The sequence below is a fragment of the Mesorhizobium loti genome, from assembly GCA_014189435.1.
GTDB classification, from domain to species: domain Bacteria; phylum Pseudomonadota; class Alphaproteobacteria; order Rhizobiales; family Rhizobiaceae; genus Mesorhizobium; species Mesorhizobium loti_G.
This window is the reverse complement of sequence record CP050293.1, coordinates 3282013-3299574: the sequence shown is the minus strand read 5'-3', so window position 1 is coordinate 3299574 and position 17562 is coordinate 3282013. Positions and strand designations below refer to the sequence as shown.

At 61.7% G+C, this 17562-nt stretch carries 20 protein-coding genes and 1 pseudogene; 6 read left to right on the top strand and 15 right to left on the bottom strand.

The window, feature by feature from the left end; all coding sequences use genetic code 11:
• Positions 1-130: 130 nt before the first annotated feature.
• The 3 genes from HB777_16270 to HB777_16260 form a co-directional block, all read right to left on the bottom strand.
• Positions 131-1099 (bottom strand): sigma-54-dependent Fis family transcriptional regulator, encoded by a 969-nt coding sequence (locus HB777_16270; protein QND65297.1) that lies wholly within the window; start codon positions 1097-1099, stop codon positions 131-133.
• A gap of 158 nt (positions 1100-1257) precedes the next feature.
• A complete protein-coding gene (locus tag HB777_16265) occupies positions 1258-1905 on the bottom strand; it encodes a helix-turn-helix domain-containing protein (GenBank protein QND65296.1) in 648 nt (215 codons plus the stop codon).
• A gap of 138 nt (positions 1906-2043) precedes the next feature.
• Complete coding sequence (locus tag HB777_16260; GenBank protein ID QND65295.1) at positions 2044-2490, bottom strand: pyridoxamine 5'-phosphate oxidase family protein; 447 nt, start codon at positions 2488-2490, stop codon at positions 2044-2046.
• Between the two features lie 172 nt (positions 2491-2662).
• On the opposite strand from HB777_16260, the gene HB777_16255 reads away from it, so the two are divergent.
• Positions 2663-2887: a hypothetical protein gene (locus HB777_16255; protein QND68792.1), complete on the top strand. Its 225-nt coding sequence runs from the start codon at positions 2663-2665 to the stop codon at positions 2885-2887.
• On the opposite strand, the gene HB777_16250 is transcribed toward HB777_16255, so the two are convergent.
• Together HB777_16250 and HB777_16245 are read right to left on the bottom strand one after the other, a co-directional pair.
• On the bottom strand, positions 2884-3498 hold the full coding sequence (locus HB777_16250; GenBank protein ID QND65294.1) for a response regulator transcription factor FixJ: 615 nt from the start codon (positions 3496-3498) through the stop codon (positions 2884-2886). The genes HB777_16255 and HB777_16250 overlap by 4 nt on opposite strands.
• Positions 3488-4999 (bottom strand): PAS domain S-box protein, encoded by a 1512-nt coding sequence (locus HB777_16245; GenBank protein ID QND68791.1) that lies wholly within the window; start codon positions 4997-4999, stop codon positions 3488-3490. The genes HB777_16250 and HB777_16245 overlap by 11 nt, the downstream gene beginning before the upstream one ends.
• Before the next feature lie 199 nt (positions 5000-5198).
• Here HB777_16245 and HB777_16240 point away from each other — a divergent pair.
• Both HB777_16240 and HB777_16235 read left to right on the top strand, forming a co-directional pair.
• Positions 5199-5474: pseudogene (locus tag HB777_16240) on the top strand (universal stress protein).
• 159 nt (positions 5475-5633) lie between these two features.
• Positions 5634-5903, top strand: a complete 270-nt coding sequence (locus HB777_16235; protein ID QND65293.1) for a hypothetical protein — start codon at positions 5634-5636, stop codon at positions 5901-5903.
• 58 nt (positions 5904-5961) lie between these two features.
• Here the strand turns inward: HB777_16235 and HB777_16230 are convergent, their stop codons facing one another.
• The gene (locus HB777_16230; GenBank protein QND65292.1) at positions 5962-6660 is read right to left on the bottom strand and encodes a CBS domain-containing protein; all 699 of its coding nucleotides are present in this window, start codon (positions 6658-6660) and stop codon (positions 5962-5964) included.
• Between the two features lie 148 nt (positions 6661-6808).
• On the opposite strand from HB777_16230, the gene HB777_16225 reads away from it, so the two are divergent.
• Complete coding sequence (locus tag HB777_16225) at positions 6809-7024, top strand: DUF1858 domain-containing protein (protein ID QND65291.1); 216 nt, start codon at positions 6809-6811, stop codon at positions 7022-7024.
• A 3-nt stretch (positions 7025-7027) separates the two neighbouring features.
• Here the strand turns inward: HB777_16225 and HB777_16220 are convergent, their stop codons facing one another.
• Positions 7028-7729: a Crp/Fnr family transcriptional regulator gene (locus HB777_16220; protein QND65290.1), complete on the bottom strand. Its 702-nt coding sequence runs from the start codon at positions 7727-7729 to the stop codon at positions 7028-7030.
• 150 nt (positions 7730-7879) lie between these two features.
• On the opposite strand from HB777_16220, the gene HB777_16215 reads away from it, so the two are divergent.
• Positions 7880-8317 (top strand): pseudoazurin, encoded by a 438-nt coding sequence (locus tag HB777_16215; protein ID QND65289.1) that lies wholly within the window; start codon positions 7880-7882, stop codon positions 8315-8317.
• A 97-nt stretch (positions 8318-8414) separates the two neighbouring features.
• Entirely contained in the window at positions 8415-9590 is a 1176-nt protein-coding gene (locus HB777_16210) for a short-chain dehydrogenase (protein QND68790.1), read from the top strand.
• A gap of 64 nt (positions 9591-9654) precedes the next feature.
• On the opposite strand, the gene HB777_16205 is transcribed toward HB777_16210, so the two are convergent.
• The 8 genes from HB777_16205 to HB777_16170 form a co-directional block, all read right to left on the bottom strand.
• Positions 9655-10524, bottom strand: coding sequence for a formylglycine-generating enzyme family protein (locus tag HB777_16205; GenBank protein QND65288.1), 870 nt, complete (start codon positions 10522-10524; stop codon positions 9655-9657).
• 52 nt (positions 10525-10576) lie between these two features.
• Positions 10577-11683: a nitrite reductase, copper-containing gene (nirK, locus tag HB777_16200; GenBank protein ID QND65287.1), complete on the bottom strand. Its 1107-nt coding sequence runs from the start codon at positions 11681-11683 to the stop codon at positions 10577-10579.
• Between the two features lie 140 nt (positions 11684-11823).
• A complete protein-coding gene (ccoS, locus tag HB777_16195; protein QND65286.1) occupies positions 11824-12024 on the bottom strand; it encodes a cbb3-type cytochrome oxidase assembly protein CcoS in 201 nt (66 codons plus the stop codon).
• Entirely contained in the window at positions 12021-14309 is a 2289-nt protein-coding gene (gene cadA / locus HB777_16190; GenBank protein QND65285.1) for a cadmium-translocating P-type ATPase, read from the bottom strand. The genes ccoS and cadA overlap by 4 nt, the downstream gene beginning before the upstream one ends.
• Positions 14306-14803: a FixH family protein gene (locus HB777_16185; protein ID QND65284.1), complete on the bottom strand. Its 498-nt coding sequence runs from the start codon at positions 14801-14803 to the stop codon at positions 14306-14308. Before HB777_16185 ends, cadA begins: the two co-directional genes overlap by 4 nt.
• Positions 14800-16359 carry a cytochrome c oxidase accessory protein CcoG gene (gene ccoG / locus HB777_16180; protein QND65283.1) on the bottom strand — a complete coding sequence of 520 codons (1560 nt, stop codon included), beginning with the start codon at positions 16357-16359 and terminating at the stop codon, positions 14800-14802. The genes HB777_16185 and ccoG overlap by 4 nt, the downstream gene beginning before the upstream one ends.
• Before the next feature lie 187 nt (positions 16360-16546).
• Positions 16547-17410 carry a cytochrome-c oxidase, cbb3-type subunit III gene (gene ccoP, locus HB777_16175; GenBank protein QND65282.1) on the bottom strand — a complete coding sequence of 288 codons (864 nt, stop codon included), beginning with the start codon at positions 17408-17410 and terminating at the stop codon, positions 16547-16549.
• A gap of 2 nt (positions 17411-17412) precedes the next feature.
• On the bottom strand, positions 17413-17562 hold the full coding sequence (locus HB777_16170) for a CcoQ/FixQ family Cbb3-type cytochrome c oxidase assembly chaperone (GenBank protein ID QND65281.1): 150 nt from the start codon (positions 17560-17562) through the stop codon (positions 17413-17415).

The following is a 17562-nucleotide window of genomic DNA, read 5'->3' as shown; positions in this document are numbered from 1 at the left end:
GAAAGCGACGCCGCGGGATGCGGACGTTCCGGTTGAAAGCGTTGCAGGATGGATGCAGCAATGTCAGCCCCGTCCGGGCGCCGGACCAGGCCGACCTGTCGCAGAACTGCGACAGGTCGGGGCGCGAACATCAGTGTGGGCGGCGGATACCGAACCGGGCGAGCTTGCGATGCAGCGTGGCGCGAGAGATGCCGAGGTTCTGCGCGGCTGCAGAAACGTTGCCCTCTGACCGGGCAAGCGCGCGCTGGACGGCGGAACGCTCGGCTTCCGTCAAGTCTTCCGATGCCGCCGGCGCGTCGCCCAGGAGGTCGGCGGCGGGCAATGGCTTGGCCAGGCAATCCTGCGTGATGCCAAGCGCCAGCCGCGCGGCACGGGTCGCTCCGACCACGAGGTCGTCGGCATCGACCGCCACCAGCGCGCCTGTACTCCTATCGGCGACCGGTGCCAGCAGGATGCGCGCTTTCGGAAACGCCATGCGGAAATTGTCGGCTTCGATACGTCGGGCGGCTTCATTGACAGCCATGGCGATCAGATTGACGAAGCCCTCCGTCAGGTCGGCCCGACAAGACGACACGTCGAGCGCGGCGACGAGGTTGCCCAGATGATCGTAGACTGGCGCCGTGGTGCAACTGAGCAGCGTGTTGCGGGTGAAGAAGTGCTGGTCGCGGTGGATGGTGAGTGCGCGCTGCTCTACCAGGCAGGTTCCGATGCCGTTGGTGCCCTCGCTGTGTTCACTCCACACCGAGCCGGTCCACAGGCCCCAGGAATGAAAGGTATCGTCGTCGACCGGCGCACCACGGCGATCGACCGGCACACCATCGCGATCGGCCAGCAACACGCAGCAGCCGACACCGCCGACGGCAAGATAGAGCCTGTCGAGACTGGACTGGGCGGCAGCGAGCAGAGGCTCGACCTTTTGCCGGGCGACGCTCAATTCGATGTCCGTCAACCGCCGGGGTGACTTCTGCCCTGCAGGATCAAGCCTGTGCAACGAGGCCGAGCGCCGCCACGAAGCGACCAGCGCCGATTTTGCAGCGGCATCCGATGCGATCGATGCTTGAATACGGTCCGCATGCAATGTGGCCATGTGCCGGTCCATGCCTTCCTCCCGAAGCCTGAACGCCGATAGACTTGCCCACTGTTTCCTCAATCTTCCAGCGGCAAAAAATAGATGTCCTCCGCGCTGCTATCTTGCTCTTGGTGCCCCGCTGTCAATTGGTCTGAAGTGCTAGAACCATCCAGGAGTCGGAGCGCAGCTCATTCGCTCATCGCATGAAGCGCATCATGCCTGACGATTTCGATGCTGCGCAGGCTGAGCAGGCGGATGACGCCCTTGTCCTTCAGCCGGGTGAAGATCCGCGATACCGTCTCGATGGTGAGGCCGAGATAATCGCCGATGTCCATGCGAGACATCGGAAGTTCGACCTGCCGCAATCCGCCCTGCCGTTCCGCTATGTCGACGAGGAACGCGGCGACGCGTTCGATGGCGCTCTGGCGACCCAGGACCAGAAGGTGTTCCTGAGCTCTGGTCAACCCCTTGAGCGCCAGGGGCAGCAGCTGACGGGACATATCCGCTCCAGCCGTCAGGCGGAAGGCGCGGACCCCGGTGGAATTGATCGCCTCAGCAAAGAAATGGTGCGTCGAATCGGCTTCGAAACCGAACGTCTCTCCGGCGAGGTGAAAGGCACTGATCTGCCGGCGTCCGTCAGCAAGCAGGCGGTAGACGCGGACGGCGCCGAATTCCACCTGGTAGAAGGCTGCGGCCTTTTCGCCCTGGGCGTAGATTTCCGCGCCGGCGGGATAGAAGCCGAGTGGTTGCAGCGGCGCGGGCTCGAAAGCCTCCGACAGGTTGGGCAGCGCAGACCGTGACGGCAGCGAAATTCTGGAGGCGGTGTAGGCGTGCATGGCTGTCTTCCCGGTTGATCCGTGACACAGCAATCGCGCGAATCCGCGGGTCGCGAAATTCGGTTTTATCCCTACGGGAAACTACCTAGAGCCGCTCCTCCCGAACCGGTCCAGCGCCGGTAGCGGCAGTGACGGCAGCTATTCACTTGCTTCGCGGCCCGACACCTGTTCGATCAAGATACGGAAAAAAACGTGGGGTGCGCTGTCCGACACCGGAGGCATGACAGGCTTGAGGGCGCCGGGCTCCCACCAGTCAGCATGCTTGCTCAACACCGACCATGCATGGTCGCGCTCGAGCTTGTGACCAATCCGGTCCGGCAGTTCCTCATAACGGCCATCGACGACGACGCTTTTCCAGCCTCGGCCCTGGCCGCGTTCACCCACCTGGACGGACACCAGCGGATTGGCACGCATCCAGTCGATCTTCTTGCCGGGCATGGAAAACGCGTAGAGGTGATTGTCGGCGTGCGCATAGTGCACCGGCACCACGTAGGGCTGCCCATCCTTCGCGCATGCCAGATGGCCGACACGGTTGGCGGTCAGCAATTTCGTGCATTCCAGGGCGGATAATGTGCGGATCAGCATGTGCGATCTCCTGAGTTTATTGATCGTCCCACCGACTGTTGGCCCAGTCGCCGGGGGCGGTCATTGATCGCGATCAAGGCAGGCTTGCCGCTCGCGCGCAGCGGTACCAGCACAATTTCGGAAAATGATTCAAATCAAGGCGCTGCTTGCCACTTCCCCCGATCATGGGGAGATGTGGAAGCCAATCCTGAGCGCTCCGTTTGGTCGCGAACTCGAACTCGCCGTCTTCGACGAGGACGGCGAACATGCGCTCGTATTTCCCTGCATAAAAGGCTGGCAGGGTTGGAAGCACGCCGGGACTGGTGTGCGCGTCGATATCCGCCCGACCCATTGGCGTTACTGGAAGTCGAAGACAGTGCCGACAGACGACGGCAAGTCTGTCGGGGACGCTTGCTAGGGTTTGGATTCCACAATCAACGCCATACGCACGAGATGCGACAGGCTGCCCGCGGCCATCTTGCTCATGACATTGGCACGATGAATCTCGACGGTGCGCGGACTGATACCCAGATCATAGGCGATCGTCTTGTTCGGCAGACCCGAGACAAGCCCATCCAGAACCTGCCGCTCCCGCTCCGAAAGTGTGGCCAGGCGCCCGTGGATTTCAGCGGATTGCGGATGCGTTGCACCTGCCTGATTGCGGTTGTCCAACGCCGAGCGGATCGCATCGATCAAAACCTGGTCGTCGAACGGTTTTTCAATGAAATCGGAAGCGCCTTCCTTCATCGCCTGAACGGCCAGCGCCACATCCGCGTGCCCCGTCATGACGATCACCGGGAGCGTATGCGAGCGCATTCTGAGTTGGCGCAGGAACTCGATGCCGTCAATGCCGGGCATGCGCACGTCGGTCACGATACAGCCGTCGAGCTGGCCTGTCGCCGTGGACAGAAATGCTGTGGCCGATTCGTGCAGGCGCACGGCGAAGTCGGCCGTTCCTAGAAGAAAGCCAAGCGATTTGCGGACGTCCACATCGTCGTCCACCACATGCACGACATCGTTACCGGCCATTGGCAACCTCTTCCCTTTCAACAATGCGCAAGGTGAAGCGGAAAGCTGTGCCTCCACCGGGAACGGCTTCTGCCCAGATGTGGCCGCCATGCGACTCGACGATGGTACGGCAAATGGAAAGACCGACACCCATACCCTGCTTCTTGGTGGTGACAAAGGGCTGGAAAAGCTGGGCCGAGACTTCCGGCGCAATCCCTGTGCCCGTATCGATCACGCTTACCTCGGCCATCCCGTCATTCCGGGCGACGGTCATGACATGCAATTCGCGGCGCGGCACACCTTGCATGGCCTCCACCGCATTGCGCATCAGATTCAGCAGAACCTGCTGGATCTGGATGCGGTCGGTCAGGACCAGTTCGGCGGCGGGATCAAGCTTGTAGCTGACGCGCATATCGATTTCCCGTGCACCGACCAAAGCAAGTGAGGAGGCTTCGTCGATCAGCACCGGCAGATGCTCGACCTGACGCTCGCTCTCGCCTCTCGCGACGAAATCCCTGAGGTGCCGGATGACATCTCCGGCGCGCAATGCCTGCTCGGCGGCCTTTTCGACGGCCTCACGCAGCATCGGCGCGTGCTCATCAGAGCTCTTCTCGAGCAGCCGCCGGCTGCCCTTCAGGTAGTTCGTGATGGCGGTGAGCGGCTGGTTGATCTCATGCGCGAGCGTTGAAGCCATTTCGCCGAGCGCGGTGAATCGCGCCATGTGGAGCAATTCCAGCTGCTGTTCCTGGATTCGCGCTTCCGCCCTGTGGCGCTCGGTCAGGTCGCGGCAGAAGCCGGTAAAGAAGCGCCCGGTTCCCGGATTCATCTCGCCGACGGAAAGCTCCATCGGAAAGGTCGAGCCATCCTTGCGCATCCCGGTGACGGTGCGACCAAGCCCGATGATCCGCCGTTCTCCCGTCGTCAGGTAGCGATGAAGGTAGGCATCATGCTCGCCACGATAGGGTGACGGCATCAACATGTTGACGTTCTTGCCGATGACTTCGCCTGACTGATAGCCAAAAAGCGTTTCGGCAGCGGTGCTGAAGGATTGGATCCGGCCTTGTTCGTCGATGACGACCATTGCGTCAGGCACAGTCGCCAGGATCGATCGCAAATGATCTTCGCGCAATTGAAGAGCGGCGTTTGCGAAGGAAAGCTCGCTCACGTCGGTGCCTTCGACAAAGATAGCCGTGATGCGGCCGTCATCGGCCTTGATGGGCTGATAGACGAAATCGAGAATGCGCTCTTCGGCAGGTTCGTCACCCTTGCGAAGCGCGACTTTCACGGCCCGTCCCCTGTACGGTTCACCCGTTTCATAGACCTGGTCCAGTAGTTCGTAGAAGCCTTGGCCTTCGAGTTCGGGAAGGGCGTCGCGCACCGACTTTCCAATCACTTGCCTGTGGCCGATCAGCCGTTGGTAGGCAGTATTGGTCAGTTCGAAGACATGATTTGGCTCACTCATGAGAGCCATGAAGCTCGGAGCCTGTTCGAACATTTGCGACAAGACTGTCTTAAGCGTCATCCCGCCGGCCGACAAAATAGGCGCTTCGTCTTGGCTCACCCGAGATCCCTGGATTCGATACGCCTACAAGAGAGGCTAACTATCACTTCTCTCCATACACGCAAAACGGATCGAGGCCGACGTTTTCGCCTGCGGATGCAATTGGCGGGTTCCTTGACGTGCATCAAGGCCTCGTGAGCTGGCGAATGCAATTCATCGCGTCGTTGCCACAATCGATACGGACCGCGACGAGAGCATCCGCGACAGTCTCGCCGATGTCGCGGTTTTTCTGGAACATCACGGCATCATGGCACGAACCGAACTGATTGCCGGCGAGGCTGACGGCGATCAGTTGCTGACATTTGCGCGGTCGATCCATGCCGACCTGATCGTCTCGGGTGCCTATGGGCACAGCCGTCTGCGGGAATGGGCGTTCGGCGGGGTCACGCGCTCGCTGATTGAGGAAAGCGGCATCAACCGCTTCATGTCGTATTGATGGGTCGACGTCCCAGCAGCCGCGTGCGCGGCGGTGGGTTCAGGAACTTCAATCTACCCCCTTCGCCGCCTTGGCCTGGCAACGGCTCCGTCTGTTGACCGAGATCAAGTCGTTGGCCGTCTGCATTGCTATGAGTCTCAAAAGGCAGGAGTGACCAAGATGAGCTTTCTCGATTATCTGATTTCAGTCGACGCCAGGGCCGCGTTGATGGGTCGCATGATGCGCAAGCTTGGTGTCGACAGGCAGTTGAAAGTGGTGGCGGACCACGCAGCCGTCACCGATCGGGCGGTCAACCGCTGCCGATCCTGCGGCCATCAGGACGAATGCTCGACTTGGCTCGATCAACACGAGCAAGCCGATGCTCCGCCAGATTATTGCCGCAACCGCGACCTGATCGCACGGCTGCAGCATGCGGCCGGCCAGCGTTAGAACGTCGAGCGGCTAAGCACACAGTTCGCCTCGGTAAAATGCTGGCGGTACCCCTTGGCTACGAGACCAGGATGACGGACAACGGCTCGGCGCAAAATAGATTGTCCTCAACGCCTTTGACGCCGGCGACATTTTCCGCCGCGACGATGGCCGCCTGGCGCTCGCGTTCGTCGAAGATGGCGCCGCTCAGTTTTACGATCCCTTTGTCGACAGTGACATTGATCAGGTCCTCGCCAGCCCATTTCTGCGCTGCAAGCTCCGCGACGATGCTCTGGCGTATCTGTTCGTCGTCAATGGCTGTCGAGGTTGAGGCCGGCTGCGTGCGGAGCAGCGCACGAAGAAGATCGGAGCGGGCAATCATGCCGACAACTTTACCACCGTCGACGACCGGGACACGTTTGATGCGGTGATGCGTCATCAACTCGACGACCTCGGCAAGCGATGCATTGGGGGGTGCCGTGACGACGCTGTCGGTCATCACCTCCTCGACCCGCCGTCCGTTGGCGAGGACATATTCTTCGGCAACTCTTCCCGGGCTGACAAGAAACTCCAGCCAGCGTGGGCGCTTGCGCTGAGTGCCCAACTCTCCGCGGCGCAGGAAATCACCCTCGCTGATAATGCCCACCAGCGCGCCGTCGCTGCGAATGACGGGAAGCCCGCTGATCTTGCTGGAGAGCATCAATCCGGCCGCTTCGGCGATCGACGCAGACGGATCTATTGCGACGACCGGTGTGGTCATTATGGCTTTGGCCTGCATGCCAACCTCCTCAGATACTTTATCCCTTTGCTTATCGAGATCGCGCGCGCCGTGTCTTGATCTGAATCATTTTCAGATTGCGAAAGCGCAACGAAGGCGACCAAAGCGGGATTTATGAAGAGGCCTCGCAAATCGCGGAGACTTCATCGTGAAGCAGCGCAGTTCGATCAGTCCGGACACTGTCGTTGACGAAATCATGAGAAAGTGGCCGGCAACGGTGGCAGTGGTGCTGAGATACAAGATGCTCTGCGTCGGCTGTCCGATCGGCACATTCCATACCGTGGCCGAAGCATGCCGGGAACATCGGATCGATGAGGCCGACTTTCTTTTGGACTTGGAATCGGTTGTTCGAGGAGAACGGTGACGGTCAGCCCTTGTCCCGGTTCTCAGCCAGAACCACTAGGCGATGCGCATCCTTGATTGTGACTTTCTGGCGCCCGCTGACGATGATCCCCTTCTCTTCCCACTTGCTGAGCAGCCGGCTGACGGTGTGAAGCGTCGTCCCTGTCATCTCGGCGATGTCCTGCCTGGAAATCGGGAAGTCGATTTCGATGCCGCCGTCGGTCTTTCGGCCGGTCTGGTTCGCCAGTCGCAGCAGTGCATGCGCAACCCGCTGCTCCACCTGCTCGGTGGACATCTCCACCACCCGCGTCTGCGTCTCCTGCAGCCTGCTTCCAACCGTCCTGTAGGTAGCCGCCCCAAACACGGGGAAGCGTCTCGCCAACTCCGGCCACAGGGCGTTGGGCCACGCCAACACCACGCAGTCCACCGCCGCGACTGCGCTGGCGGGGTAGGTCGCCCGGCCAAGGGCTGCGGCGACGCCAAAGATCTCGCCTTCGCTGATGTATCGGGCGATGACCTGCTGCCCATCCGGCGTGGTGCGGACGACGCGTATGTGCCCGGCGATCAGCACGAAGAAGGAGTGAGCCCCGGCCTCCTGCTCGAAGACTGCTGCCTCCTTGGCATAGCGAGACGACCGCGCATTTTGCAGGATCTCGCTCTGCTCGTCAGGTGTCAGCCCCTGGAAGAGCGGCAGCCGCGATATCAGCGATCGGTCCAGCGCAGCCAAGCGGATCCCTCACAGCCCTGTAGTTCCGCATCAGTCATGCGGGAGACCTTTCTACCCCGAGTTTGCGCCAGCGCAAATTCTGCTGGGGCTTATCAGGCTAAATGGCATGGAACGGCCAAATGCCGCGAAGACGAAACAAAGGACAAACCGATGAAACTCTCCATCCTCGCCGCCGCAATCTCCATCCTCGCGCTCGCCGGCGGCGCAAGCGCGGAAGAGCATGTGGTGCAAATGCTCAACAAGGGCGAAAAGGGCGCCATGGTTTTCCAGCCGGCCTTCGTCAAGGCAGCCCCCGGAGACACCGTCAAGTTCGTGCCGACCGACAAGACGCATGATGCCGAGTCGATCAAGGGCATGCTTCCGGACGGCGCCGAGCCTTTCAAGGGAAAGCCCAGTGAGGAAATAACCGTCACGCTGACGAAGGAGGGCGTCTACGGTGTCAAATGCGCGCCCCACTACGGCATGGGGATGGTGGCGCTGATCGTTGTCGGCAAACCGGCCAACCTCGATGCCGCCAAGGCGGTCAAACACCCCGGGAAGGCCAAGACGGTGTTCGCCGACCTGTTCACCCAGGTTCCGGCCAACTGACCAGCATACAGCCTGCCTGCCATAAATGGGGTGGGCATGGGCCGGACGGACCGAGGGCGGCGGTTCATCCGGCCCTGTTCATTTGGAGACGCAAATCATGGGGATTCCACGCCTGCGGGCCTACACAGGGCCTGCATTTCTTTCTTACGGATTCAGGCCCTTCTTCTTCCTCGGGTCGCTGTATGCCGCGCTCTCCATTCTGCTTTGGCTGCCGATCTATGCCGGCGAACTCGATGCCCACAGTGCGTTCGTTGCCGTCGACTGGCACATTCACGAGATGCTGTTCGGCTACCTGCCGGCGATCGTTACCGGGTTCCTGCTGACCGCCATCCCGAACTGGACCGGCCGGCTGCCCGTGCAAGGCCTGCCGCTGCTGGCGCTGGTTGTCCTGTGGCTTGCCGGCCGCGCCGCTGTCTTCTTCTCGGCGGATATCGGTTGGCAAACAGCCGCTGTAGTCGATGGCTCTTTTCTGCTGGCGGTCGCTGCGGCGGCGGCACGCGAAATCGTCGCGGGACGCAACTGGCGCAACCTCAAGGTGCTGCTGCCGCTTGCCGTTCTGGCGTGCGCCAACGGCGCGTTCCATATCGAGGCGCACAGCCAAGGCATATCGGACATCAGTCGCAGGCTCGGTATGGCTGCGGCGATCGTGCTCATCTCGCTGATCGGTGGGCGCATCATTCCGAGCTTCACGCGCAACTGGCTCGTTCGCGAAAACCCGGGCAGGCTGCCTGCGCCGTTCGGCCGTTTTGACATCGTATCGATAGTCATCTCAGCTATCGCGCTGGGAGCATGGACGTTCGCCCCCGACAATCGCGCCTCGGGAATGCTTATGGCCATCGCTGCAATCTGTCAGGCGTGGCGTCTGTCGCGCTGGGCTGGCGAGCGCACATTGCGGGATCCGCTCGTGCTCATCCTCCATCTTGCATATGCCTTCGTGCCGGTCGGCCTCGCCCTTATATCGGCTTCGATCTTCTTTCCTGCCGCCGTGCCGGCCGCTGCAGGGCTCCACGCGCTCGGAACGGGTGCGGTCGGCGCCATGACGCTCGCCGTGATGACCCGCGCAACGCTCGGGCACACCGGACGAGAACTCAAGGCTGGGAACGGCGCCTCGTTCATCTTCGTGGCCGTCCTGCTCGCGGGATCATTGAGAATCCTGGCCGCTTTCGTCCCCTCAGGCGCGGTGATCGATATGGCCGGCGCCGCATGGGTGGCGGCATTCGCCGGCTTCCTCCTGATCCACGGAACTGCGTTGACGACACCAAAGGTACGGTGAGGCGAGGGAAGGGCGACGGGCGGGCTCGCGACGGTCGAGAAGACGTGGCCCGCTATTCCTGCTTTCAGACGATGCCAAGCCAGCCAAGAATCCGGCTTGCCCATCCCGAATGGTCCCGGACCAATCTGAATCCCAGATTGTCGGGAGGCGTGCCAACCGCACAGCCTCCGCTTTTCCCGTCACTGACGAAGTTCGACATGTAGGCTCTGTGAAGCCCTTCAAGCACGTGGACGCCGCAATTGTCGACCGAGCTCGCAACACCGCTTCCATCCGCAGCCAACGTGGTGCGCACATAGCAGGTCGAAGTCCACTCCCAGACGTTGCCGGAAAAGTCGGCGAGGCCCAGGGAATTGAAACCAAACGAGCCGCGGCTCTTGGGCATCGGGTCCGGTTTGCGATTGAGGTCCACCTCGGCCTTGTAGCTGGTGAGCCAACGTCTGGCGGGGTTGCTGGCATCGTTTTCGACACCCTCGAATTCGCCTGCGAACCGCTCCGCGGCGGCAAAGGCCCACTCTTCGTCGGATGGCAGCCGCCATTGGCCGCCGGTCACATGCGAATACCACCGGGCGTAGGCATTCGCATCGAGATAGCTCACTCCGGTGACAGGAGCATTGCTCGGGATCGCGCGCGTCTCCTGTGTCGGGTGACAGGCGCTAGCCGACACGCAGTCCGCATAGTCGGCTGCGCCGACCTGGTAGGCCATGATTTCGAGAGGTCTGTCGAGTTGCCGCTCGAGGCGGGGATTGCCTTGCGGGCGTCCCTCTTTCAGGAACTCGCCCGGAGTCGGATAGATGATCGAACCGGAAAGCAAGATAACCGTCGTGGCGATGGGGTGGGGTTGTCGATCTCCGAAGGCCGCCTGTAGCGAGAGCCCTACAGGAACAGCAGCGGCGGCCAGGGTGACCGGCAGGACCTTCAGGATGAAAAGAGACATGGCTTTTGTCCATGCCCGGACAGCGACGCCGTCCGGGCATTTTGGAGTGCCGTCAGTTGATGGCTATGGGTTTGGGCGCCTCGACCTGCGTCATCAGGTCGTCATCCCACTCGCCTTCGACCATGAAGTGAGCGGTCGCTCCGAGTTCCACAGCCTCAATCAGATTGTGATTGACGTAGGCGTAGACACCCGGCTGCAGGAATGTGTAGAGCGCCGAGCCCGCCGAGCCGCCGCGGATGAACCAGGTTTCCAGGTCCTTGGCCGGCGGGTTGGCGAATTTGCCCTGTTCCCAGACATAATCGCCGTGCCCGCCGATCAGATGCGGCCGGGTATCGCGGTTGGCCTGCGAATGGACGATCAACACGGTCTCGCCGACTTTCGCCTTCATGGCGTTGTCGCCGGTCAGGGAACCGACCTTGCCGTTGAACACGACATGCGTCGGGATCAGCCCGCGCATGACCTTGACGATGTCATCGTACCCGTCGCCGGCCGATTCGTAGCTCTTGAAATTGCCCTTGTCGTCGCGCGGAATATAGAAGTCGTTCTCGCCGATGTAGAAGATCTTATCGTATTTGACCGGCTCGCCCTTGTCGTTCCTGAGCCCATCGCGCGGCAGCACCATGATTGCGCCGCTCATGCCGGAGACGACATGCCAAGGGATCATCGCGCCACCAGGCGCGCAGTGATAGACGAACGTTCCCGTCCGCGTTGCCTTGAAGCGCAAAGTCACCTGTTCCCCGGGATTGATCAGCGTGAGACCGCCGCCGCCCAGAGCGCCCGTCGCGGCGTGGAAGTCGATGTTGTGGGCGAGTGAGTTGGTGTCGGGATTGATGAGCGTCAGCTCGAGATAGTCGTCCTGATGCACGACCATCAGCGGGCCCGGGATCGAGCCGTTGTAGGTCATCGCATTGAGCGTCGTGCCGTCGGCGTCGATGACAAGAGGCTTTTCCTCGATCGTGATGGTGAACTCGACGATCTTGGGTCCACCCTTGGCGACCTGATCGTGCGGATGCACGAAGGGCGGCGCGACGAGCTTGATCTTTTCGCGGGCGAGCCCTCGAATGTCCGCCTTTGCCACAGGTGCCGAAAATGCAGGCAGTGCTGCCACGGCGGCAGCGCCAATCGCTGCCCCGAACAGAGCTTCACGTCGCGTGATCATGTCAGTCTCCTATCCCTCAACCGTTGCGGATGAGCAGAACCTAGCTGACCTGACGCAGCGTTTCTTTGCGCTGGCGCAAATTGGCGGAATTCAGTCTTGGGAGGCAAGAGCCTCGGATGCATCGATCTTGCGCGCGATAGTCAAGGTCGAGAAGGTCGTGGTTCGGTTATTTCACCAGCACTTGGCTGACGGCCGAGCTTGTCTTCCCGATCGATAAGGATCCGCTCGGCGGCGCCGTCGAGATCTTCGTACTGGCCACTCTTCAAAGCCCACAGGAAGCCCCCCAGGCCAAGCGCACCAAGGAAGAGGGCCACAGGTATGAGGTAGGCAAGGGTCGTCACGAGAATCGAGCCAATCTGGTGATGTCGGAACGGCTGTCGCGCCGCACATTTTTCGCTGGCGAACTTGGTATGGAGCTCTGCAGACGCAGCGCATTTCCGATCACAAGCAGCGAAGAAGCGGACATGGCAATCGCTGCGATAAGAGGCGTGACGTGACCCAGGATGGCGATCGGCACGGCGACGGCATTGTAGACGATCGCAATCGCGATGTTCTGGCGGATCAGGTGTCCCGCCTTGCGCGAGACGTCCAGCGCGAGAGGCACTGCCAGAAGGCTTTCGCGCAGGAATACGAAGTCGGCCGCATTGCGGCCGATGTCGGCGGCGGTGGCAGGTGCGATCGAGACATGCGCCGCGCTCAGTGCGGGCGTGTCGTTGAGGCCGTCGCCGACCATCAGAACCTTGTGTCCGTCTTTCGCCTGGGTCTCGATGCATTCGACCTTGCCGGACGGCAGCAGGCACGGAACGAAGTCGTCGACACCCAGCATTTCTGCAACTTCGCCGCAGGCGCCCGCGGTATCGCCCGACAGCATTTGCACCGACACCCCGGCATCGCTCAATTGCCCGATCGCCGCCTTGGCGTCGGCGCGCGGAGCGTCCTCAAAATCGAAGGTGGCGACAATGAACCCGTCTCTTGTCAGCACCGTTCCGCCATAGCCATGTTTGCCTTCGCCGCCGGTCCGGGCCTTCCATCCAGCCCATCCGCGTCGACCCAGCCGCCAGATACTTCCGGCGACAGTGGCTTCGATTCCGAACCCCGGATGTTCGGTGACGGCATCGAATTTGCGCTGCCCGCTAGGGGCAGCAAAACCGGCTATGGCCTTTGAAAACGGATGCCGGGAATGCGCGGCCATGTCTCCTGCGATTGCCAGCATGCCCGGATCAATCGAGCCTGCATTGACCAGCCGGGGCTGGCCGAGCGTGAGCGTTCCGGTCTTGTCGAACACCGCTGTATCAATCGTCGCCAGGCGCTCCATGGCCGAACCGTCCTTGACCATGATGCCGTTCTCGAACAGGCGCCGCGCGGCGACCACCTGAACGATCGGCACGGCGAGGCCGAGCGCGCACGGGCATGTGATGATAAGAACGGCAATGGCGATGGTTATCGCCCTATGCCAGTCGCCGGTTGCCGCCATCCAGCCAAGGAACGTCACGAAGGCGGTCAGATGAACCACCGGAGCGTAGAGCGCCGAAACGCGGTCGGCGATCCGGCGATAATGCGCCCGGCCGCCCTCCGCAGCCTCCATCAGCCGAACCATTTCCGCCAGGAACGAATCCTTCGCGGCGGCTGTCGCCTCGATTGTCAGCGAGCCGGTAAGATTGAGGACGCCGGCCTGCACGGGTCCGCCTGGCGCCACGTTTCGGGGCGTGCTCTCGCCAGAAACCAACGAGCAGTCCAGATCCGAGGTCCCCTGAATGATCTTGCCGTCGACGGGGATCCTTTCGCCGGCTGCGATCAGCAGCAGCATGCCTGGTTCGATCTCGCCAACCGGCAGGTAGTCGCGTGTACCATCGCTGCGCAGAACCATGGCGCCACGCGCCGCCAGCTGCGACAGGCCTTTCACGGCGGTCCGGGCGCGCTCCCGCATGACATGATCCAGCGTGCGGCCGATCAACAGGAAGAACAGCAGCGATACCGACGCGTCGAAATAGGCGTGATCGCCATGGTTGATCGTCTCATAGAGGCTCATGGCGTAGGCAAGCGACACCCCGACCGCGATCGGCACGTCCATGTTCATGCGGCCGTGGCGCAACGCGTTCCAGGCCGACCGGAAGAAGATGCCGCCGGCGAAGGCCAGTGCCGGGATCGCGATCAGCGCTGAGACCCAATGAAACAGATCCCGCGTTGCGCCTTCGGCGCCGGACCAGACCGAGACTGAAAGCAGCATGATATTGCCCGCCGCAAAGCCGGCGACAGCAACGGCGCGGATCAGCTCCGAAAGCGTCTTGTCCCTGTTGTCGACCTCGGGGTCGAACAGATGCGCCTCGTAACCCAGCCGTCCCAGCGCGGCGACGAATAGTGGTACCTGGTTTCCACGCCAGCGGACCGCGACCCGCTTCGTCGACAGGTTGACACGAGCGCTCTCGACTTGATCGAGCTTTCCCAGTGCTGTCTCGATCGCCTGGATGCAGGCCGCGCAATGAACCGCGGGGACTGAGAGGTCGGTCTGGTGAAGATCATCGCCAAGCGATCGGCTCGCTAGCCTGATCTCCTGGCTGGACGGCAGGACCGATCCGGTGTTGACCAGATCAAGCGCCATTTCGGCGCCCGGTGCACAACAGCTCATTGCAGCGCTCCATGGGAAATCATGATCCGGCGCACGTCGCGGTATGGTTTATCCAGACCGGCATCGGCGTCGACCTCGACAATCCAGACGCCGTCTTTCGGCATGTGTTGGGCTGCGAATTCCTGGTCCGAGGAGGGTGCGAGGGTGACCGACTTGTCCTCTTTCTCGTAGGCGGGATGGCGAAACAGCACCTTGACGCCGTGCAAGGGAACCGGCTTGCCGGCGTCGTCGGTGAGGCCATAGCGAACTTCACCCCATGCGATGGTCAGCTTGCCGGTCCAGCCAAGGGCTGCCTGCGCGCGACCCTCCTCGGCCTTCTTGTTGAATTGCTGGCTCGCCACATAGGTGTTTTCGACGACAAGGCCGGTCCAGCTCGTATTGGCGAGCGTGGCCATCGTCAGATTGACCGCGATGACCACCCCGAAGAAGGCAAGGATGGTGAACAGCATATGCCTGCCTGTGAATTCGCGGGTTTTTTGAGTTCTGACGCTCATCTGGCAGTCTCCGGCGCGTTGAAGGTGGCGGTGTATTCGTCCGACTCGAAGCTCGCTCTGTCCTCGACACGGAACGTGAAGGTCTGCGCTGTGCCCTGGATTTGATCCGCCGGCTGGCGCACGAAGACCTTCAGCATTTTCAGGCGATCAGGCTCGACCGGGATGGCAAAGGAGCGGCCTGCCTTAATGTCGTCCCCGACCACGCTCATTTCGCCCCCTTGCAAGCCCTGCATAGTGACAACAATGGTCCGCGGTTCGGGGATCATGTTGAGCAGCTTGACGGTGTAGCCGTTGCGGATCGAGCCGTCGGACAGCGTGACGAATTGCGGATTGCGGTCATGCAGCACGTTGACTTCGAGCCGATCGCGCGTCAGCAACGAATAGAGCAGACCCAGGCCGATCAGCGACCACATACCCATGTAGACGTAGGTGCGCGGCCGAAAGATCTTGCTGACATGGAAATGCGCCACCTTGTCGGAGAACAGGCCGTCAGCGGTCCTGACCAGCGACGGATTGACTGAACTGGAGCCGCCCGCGGTCGCCAGCATCATGTTGGCGTTGTAATCGGAGAGCGTCGCGTAGGAAATCAGCCCGCGTTCCCTGCCGAGCTTGTCCATGACGCCGTCGCACGCGTCGATGCAAAGCGCGCAGGTGATGCATTCGAGCTGCTGGCCGTCGCGAATGTCGATCCCCATCGGGCAGACCGCGACACAGGCATTGCAGTCGACGCAGTCGCCGACGGACTGTCCTGTGGCTTGCACCTTCTTCGCATGACGCGAACGCGGTTCGCCGCGCCAGTCATTATAGGTGACGGTGAGCGAACTTTCGTCCAGCATCGCTGCCTGGATGCGCGGCCATGGGCACATATAGGTGCAGACCTGCTCGCGCATCAGCCCACCGAACGTATAGGTCGTGGCCGTCAGCACGGCGACGGTGATGTAGGCGACGGGTGCCGCGGTGCCGGTGAAGAGTTCGCCAACCAGCGTCGGCGCATCGGCAAAATAGAAGATCCAGGCGCCGCCGGTCGCCGCTCCTATGACCAGCCAGATGGCGTGTTTCGATACCCGCAGCGCAAGCTTGCGGGCGGTCCATGGGCCGGCATCGAGTTTCATGCGTGCGTTGCGATCACCCTCGATGGCGCGCTCGACGACCAGAAACAGATCGACCCATACAGTCTGCGGACATGTATAGCCGCACCAGGCACGACCGATAGTCGACGTGATCAGGAAAAGACCGACGCCGGCCATGATCAGAAGGCCGGCTACATAGTAGAATTCCTGCGGCCAGATCTCGATGAAGAAGAAGTAGAAGCGCCGGTTGGCGAGATCGAGCAGCACGGCCTGGTCCGGGGCGAACGGGCCACGGTCCCATCGCAACCACGGTGTCAGGTAGTAGATACCGAGTGTGATCGCCATAACCAGCCACTTGAACCGGCGAAAGCTTCCCGTTGCCCGTTTCGGGAATATCTTCTTGCGCGCGGCATACATTGGCTGCCGCACTTTGGCGGAGTTCACCGCTTCGGCTTCGAGCCGCTCTACCTGCGTATTGTCCAGCACATGCATCTCCACTCGCGCAGGCGACAATCCGCCCATGCCCGGGCTGCCAGCGTATGGGAGTCTTGCCGCGGGGCGGGGGCAGGCGCGTTGATGCAAGTCAATTGCCGGTGCCGAATACAGGTCGAGGCCCGGCACGGCCGGGCCTCGTCGCTTGGTTGGCGAAGGGCCGGGAACAGGTCCCCGCTTTCTATTCCCCACCACCAAGCGAATGGATGTAGACGGCGAGTTCCTTGACCTTGGTCTCGCCCAGGCGCGCGCCCCAGGCCGGCATGACGCCCTGTTTTGGCGCACGGACCTGTGCGGCGATGGCTGCCTCGCCGGACCCGTAGAGCCAGATCGCATCGGTCAGATCGGGCGCGCCGAGCTCCTTGTTGCCCTTTGCATTGTCGCCATGACAGGCCACGCAATTTTCGGCAAAGACCTTGGCGCCGGGCTCGACGAGGCTGGCATCCTGGACCTTTCCCGACAGGCTGGCGACATAGGTGCTGACCTGAGTGATCTGGTCAGTGGTTATGATGTCGCCAAAGGCAGGCATTTCCGACAGGCGCGTGTCCGCATCGGACGCGAAGCGGATGCCGTGCGTAATCGTCTGCTGGATCTGCTCGGCCTTGCCGCCCCACAGCCAGTCGTCGTCGTTGAGATTGGGAAAGCCCTTGGAACCTTGGGCGCCGGAACCATGACATTGTACGCAATTGACCTTGAAAGCGGCGCCACCGGCGGCGATTGCGAATTCGCGCAAGCCATCGTCCGCGGCGATCTCCGAGACACTCTTGGACTCCACCGCCGAGATGTATTTGCCCTTGGCGGCCTCAGCCGCAGTCAGCTCGTTCCTGACCTCGTTGCGGCTGGAATAGCCGAGCAAACCCTTCGTCGCCGAGTGCAGCAGGGGCCATGCCGGATAGGCGATGGTGTAGCCTATCGCCCAGACAATCGTGACGTAGAAGGTCACGACCCACCAGCGCGGAAGCGGGTTGTTCAGCTCCCGGATGCCATCCCATTCGTGGCCGGTGGTCGAGACGCCAGAGATTTCATCGATGTGCTCGTCGCTCATGATCACTCGTCCTCAAGGGGAATCCGGGCAGCTTCGTCGGCCAGCTTGCGGCTGCCGGGGCGGAGCGCGAAGGCAATTGCGCCGACAAAGAAAAGTGCCATGGCGACCAGGCCCCAACTGTCCGCAAACTCTCGCATCAGATTGTAATCCAT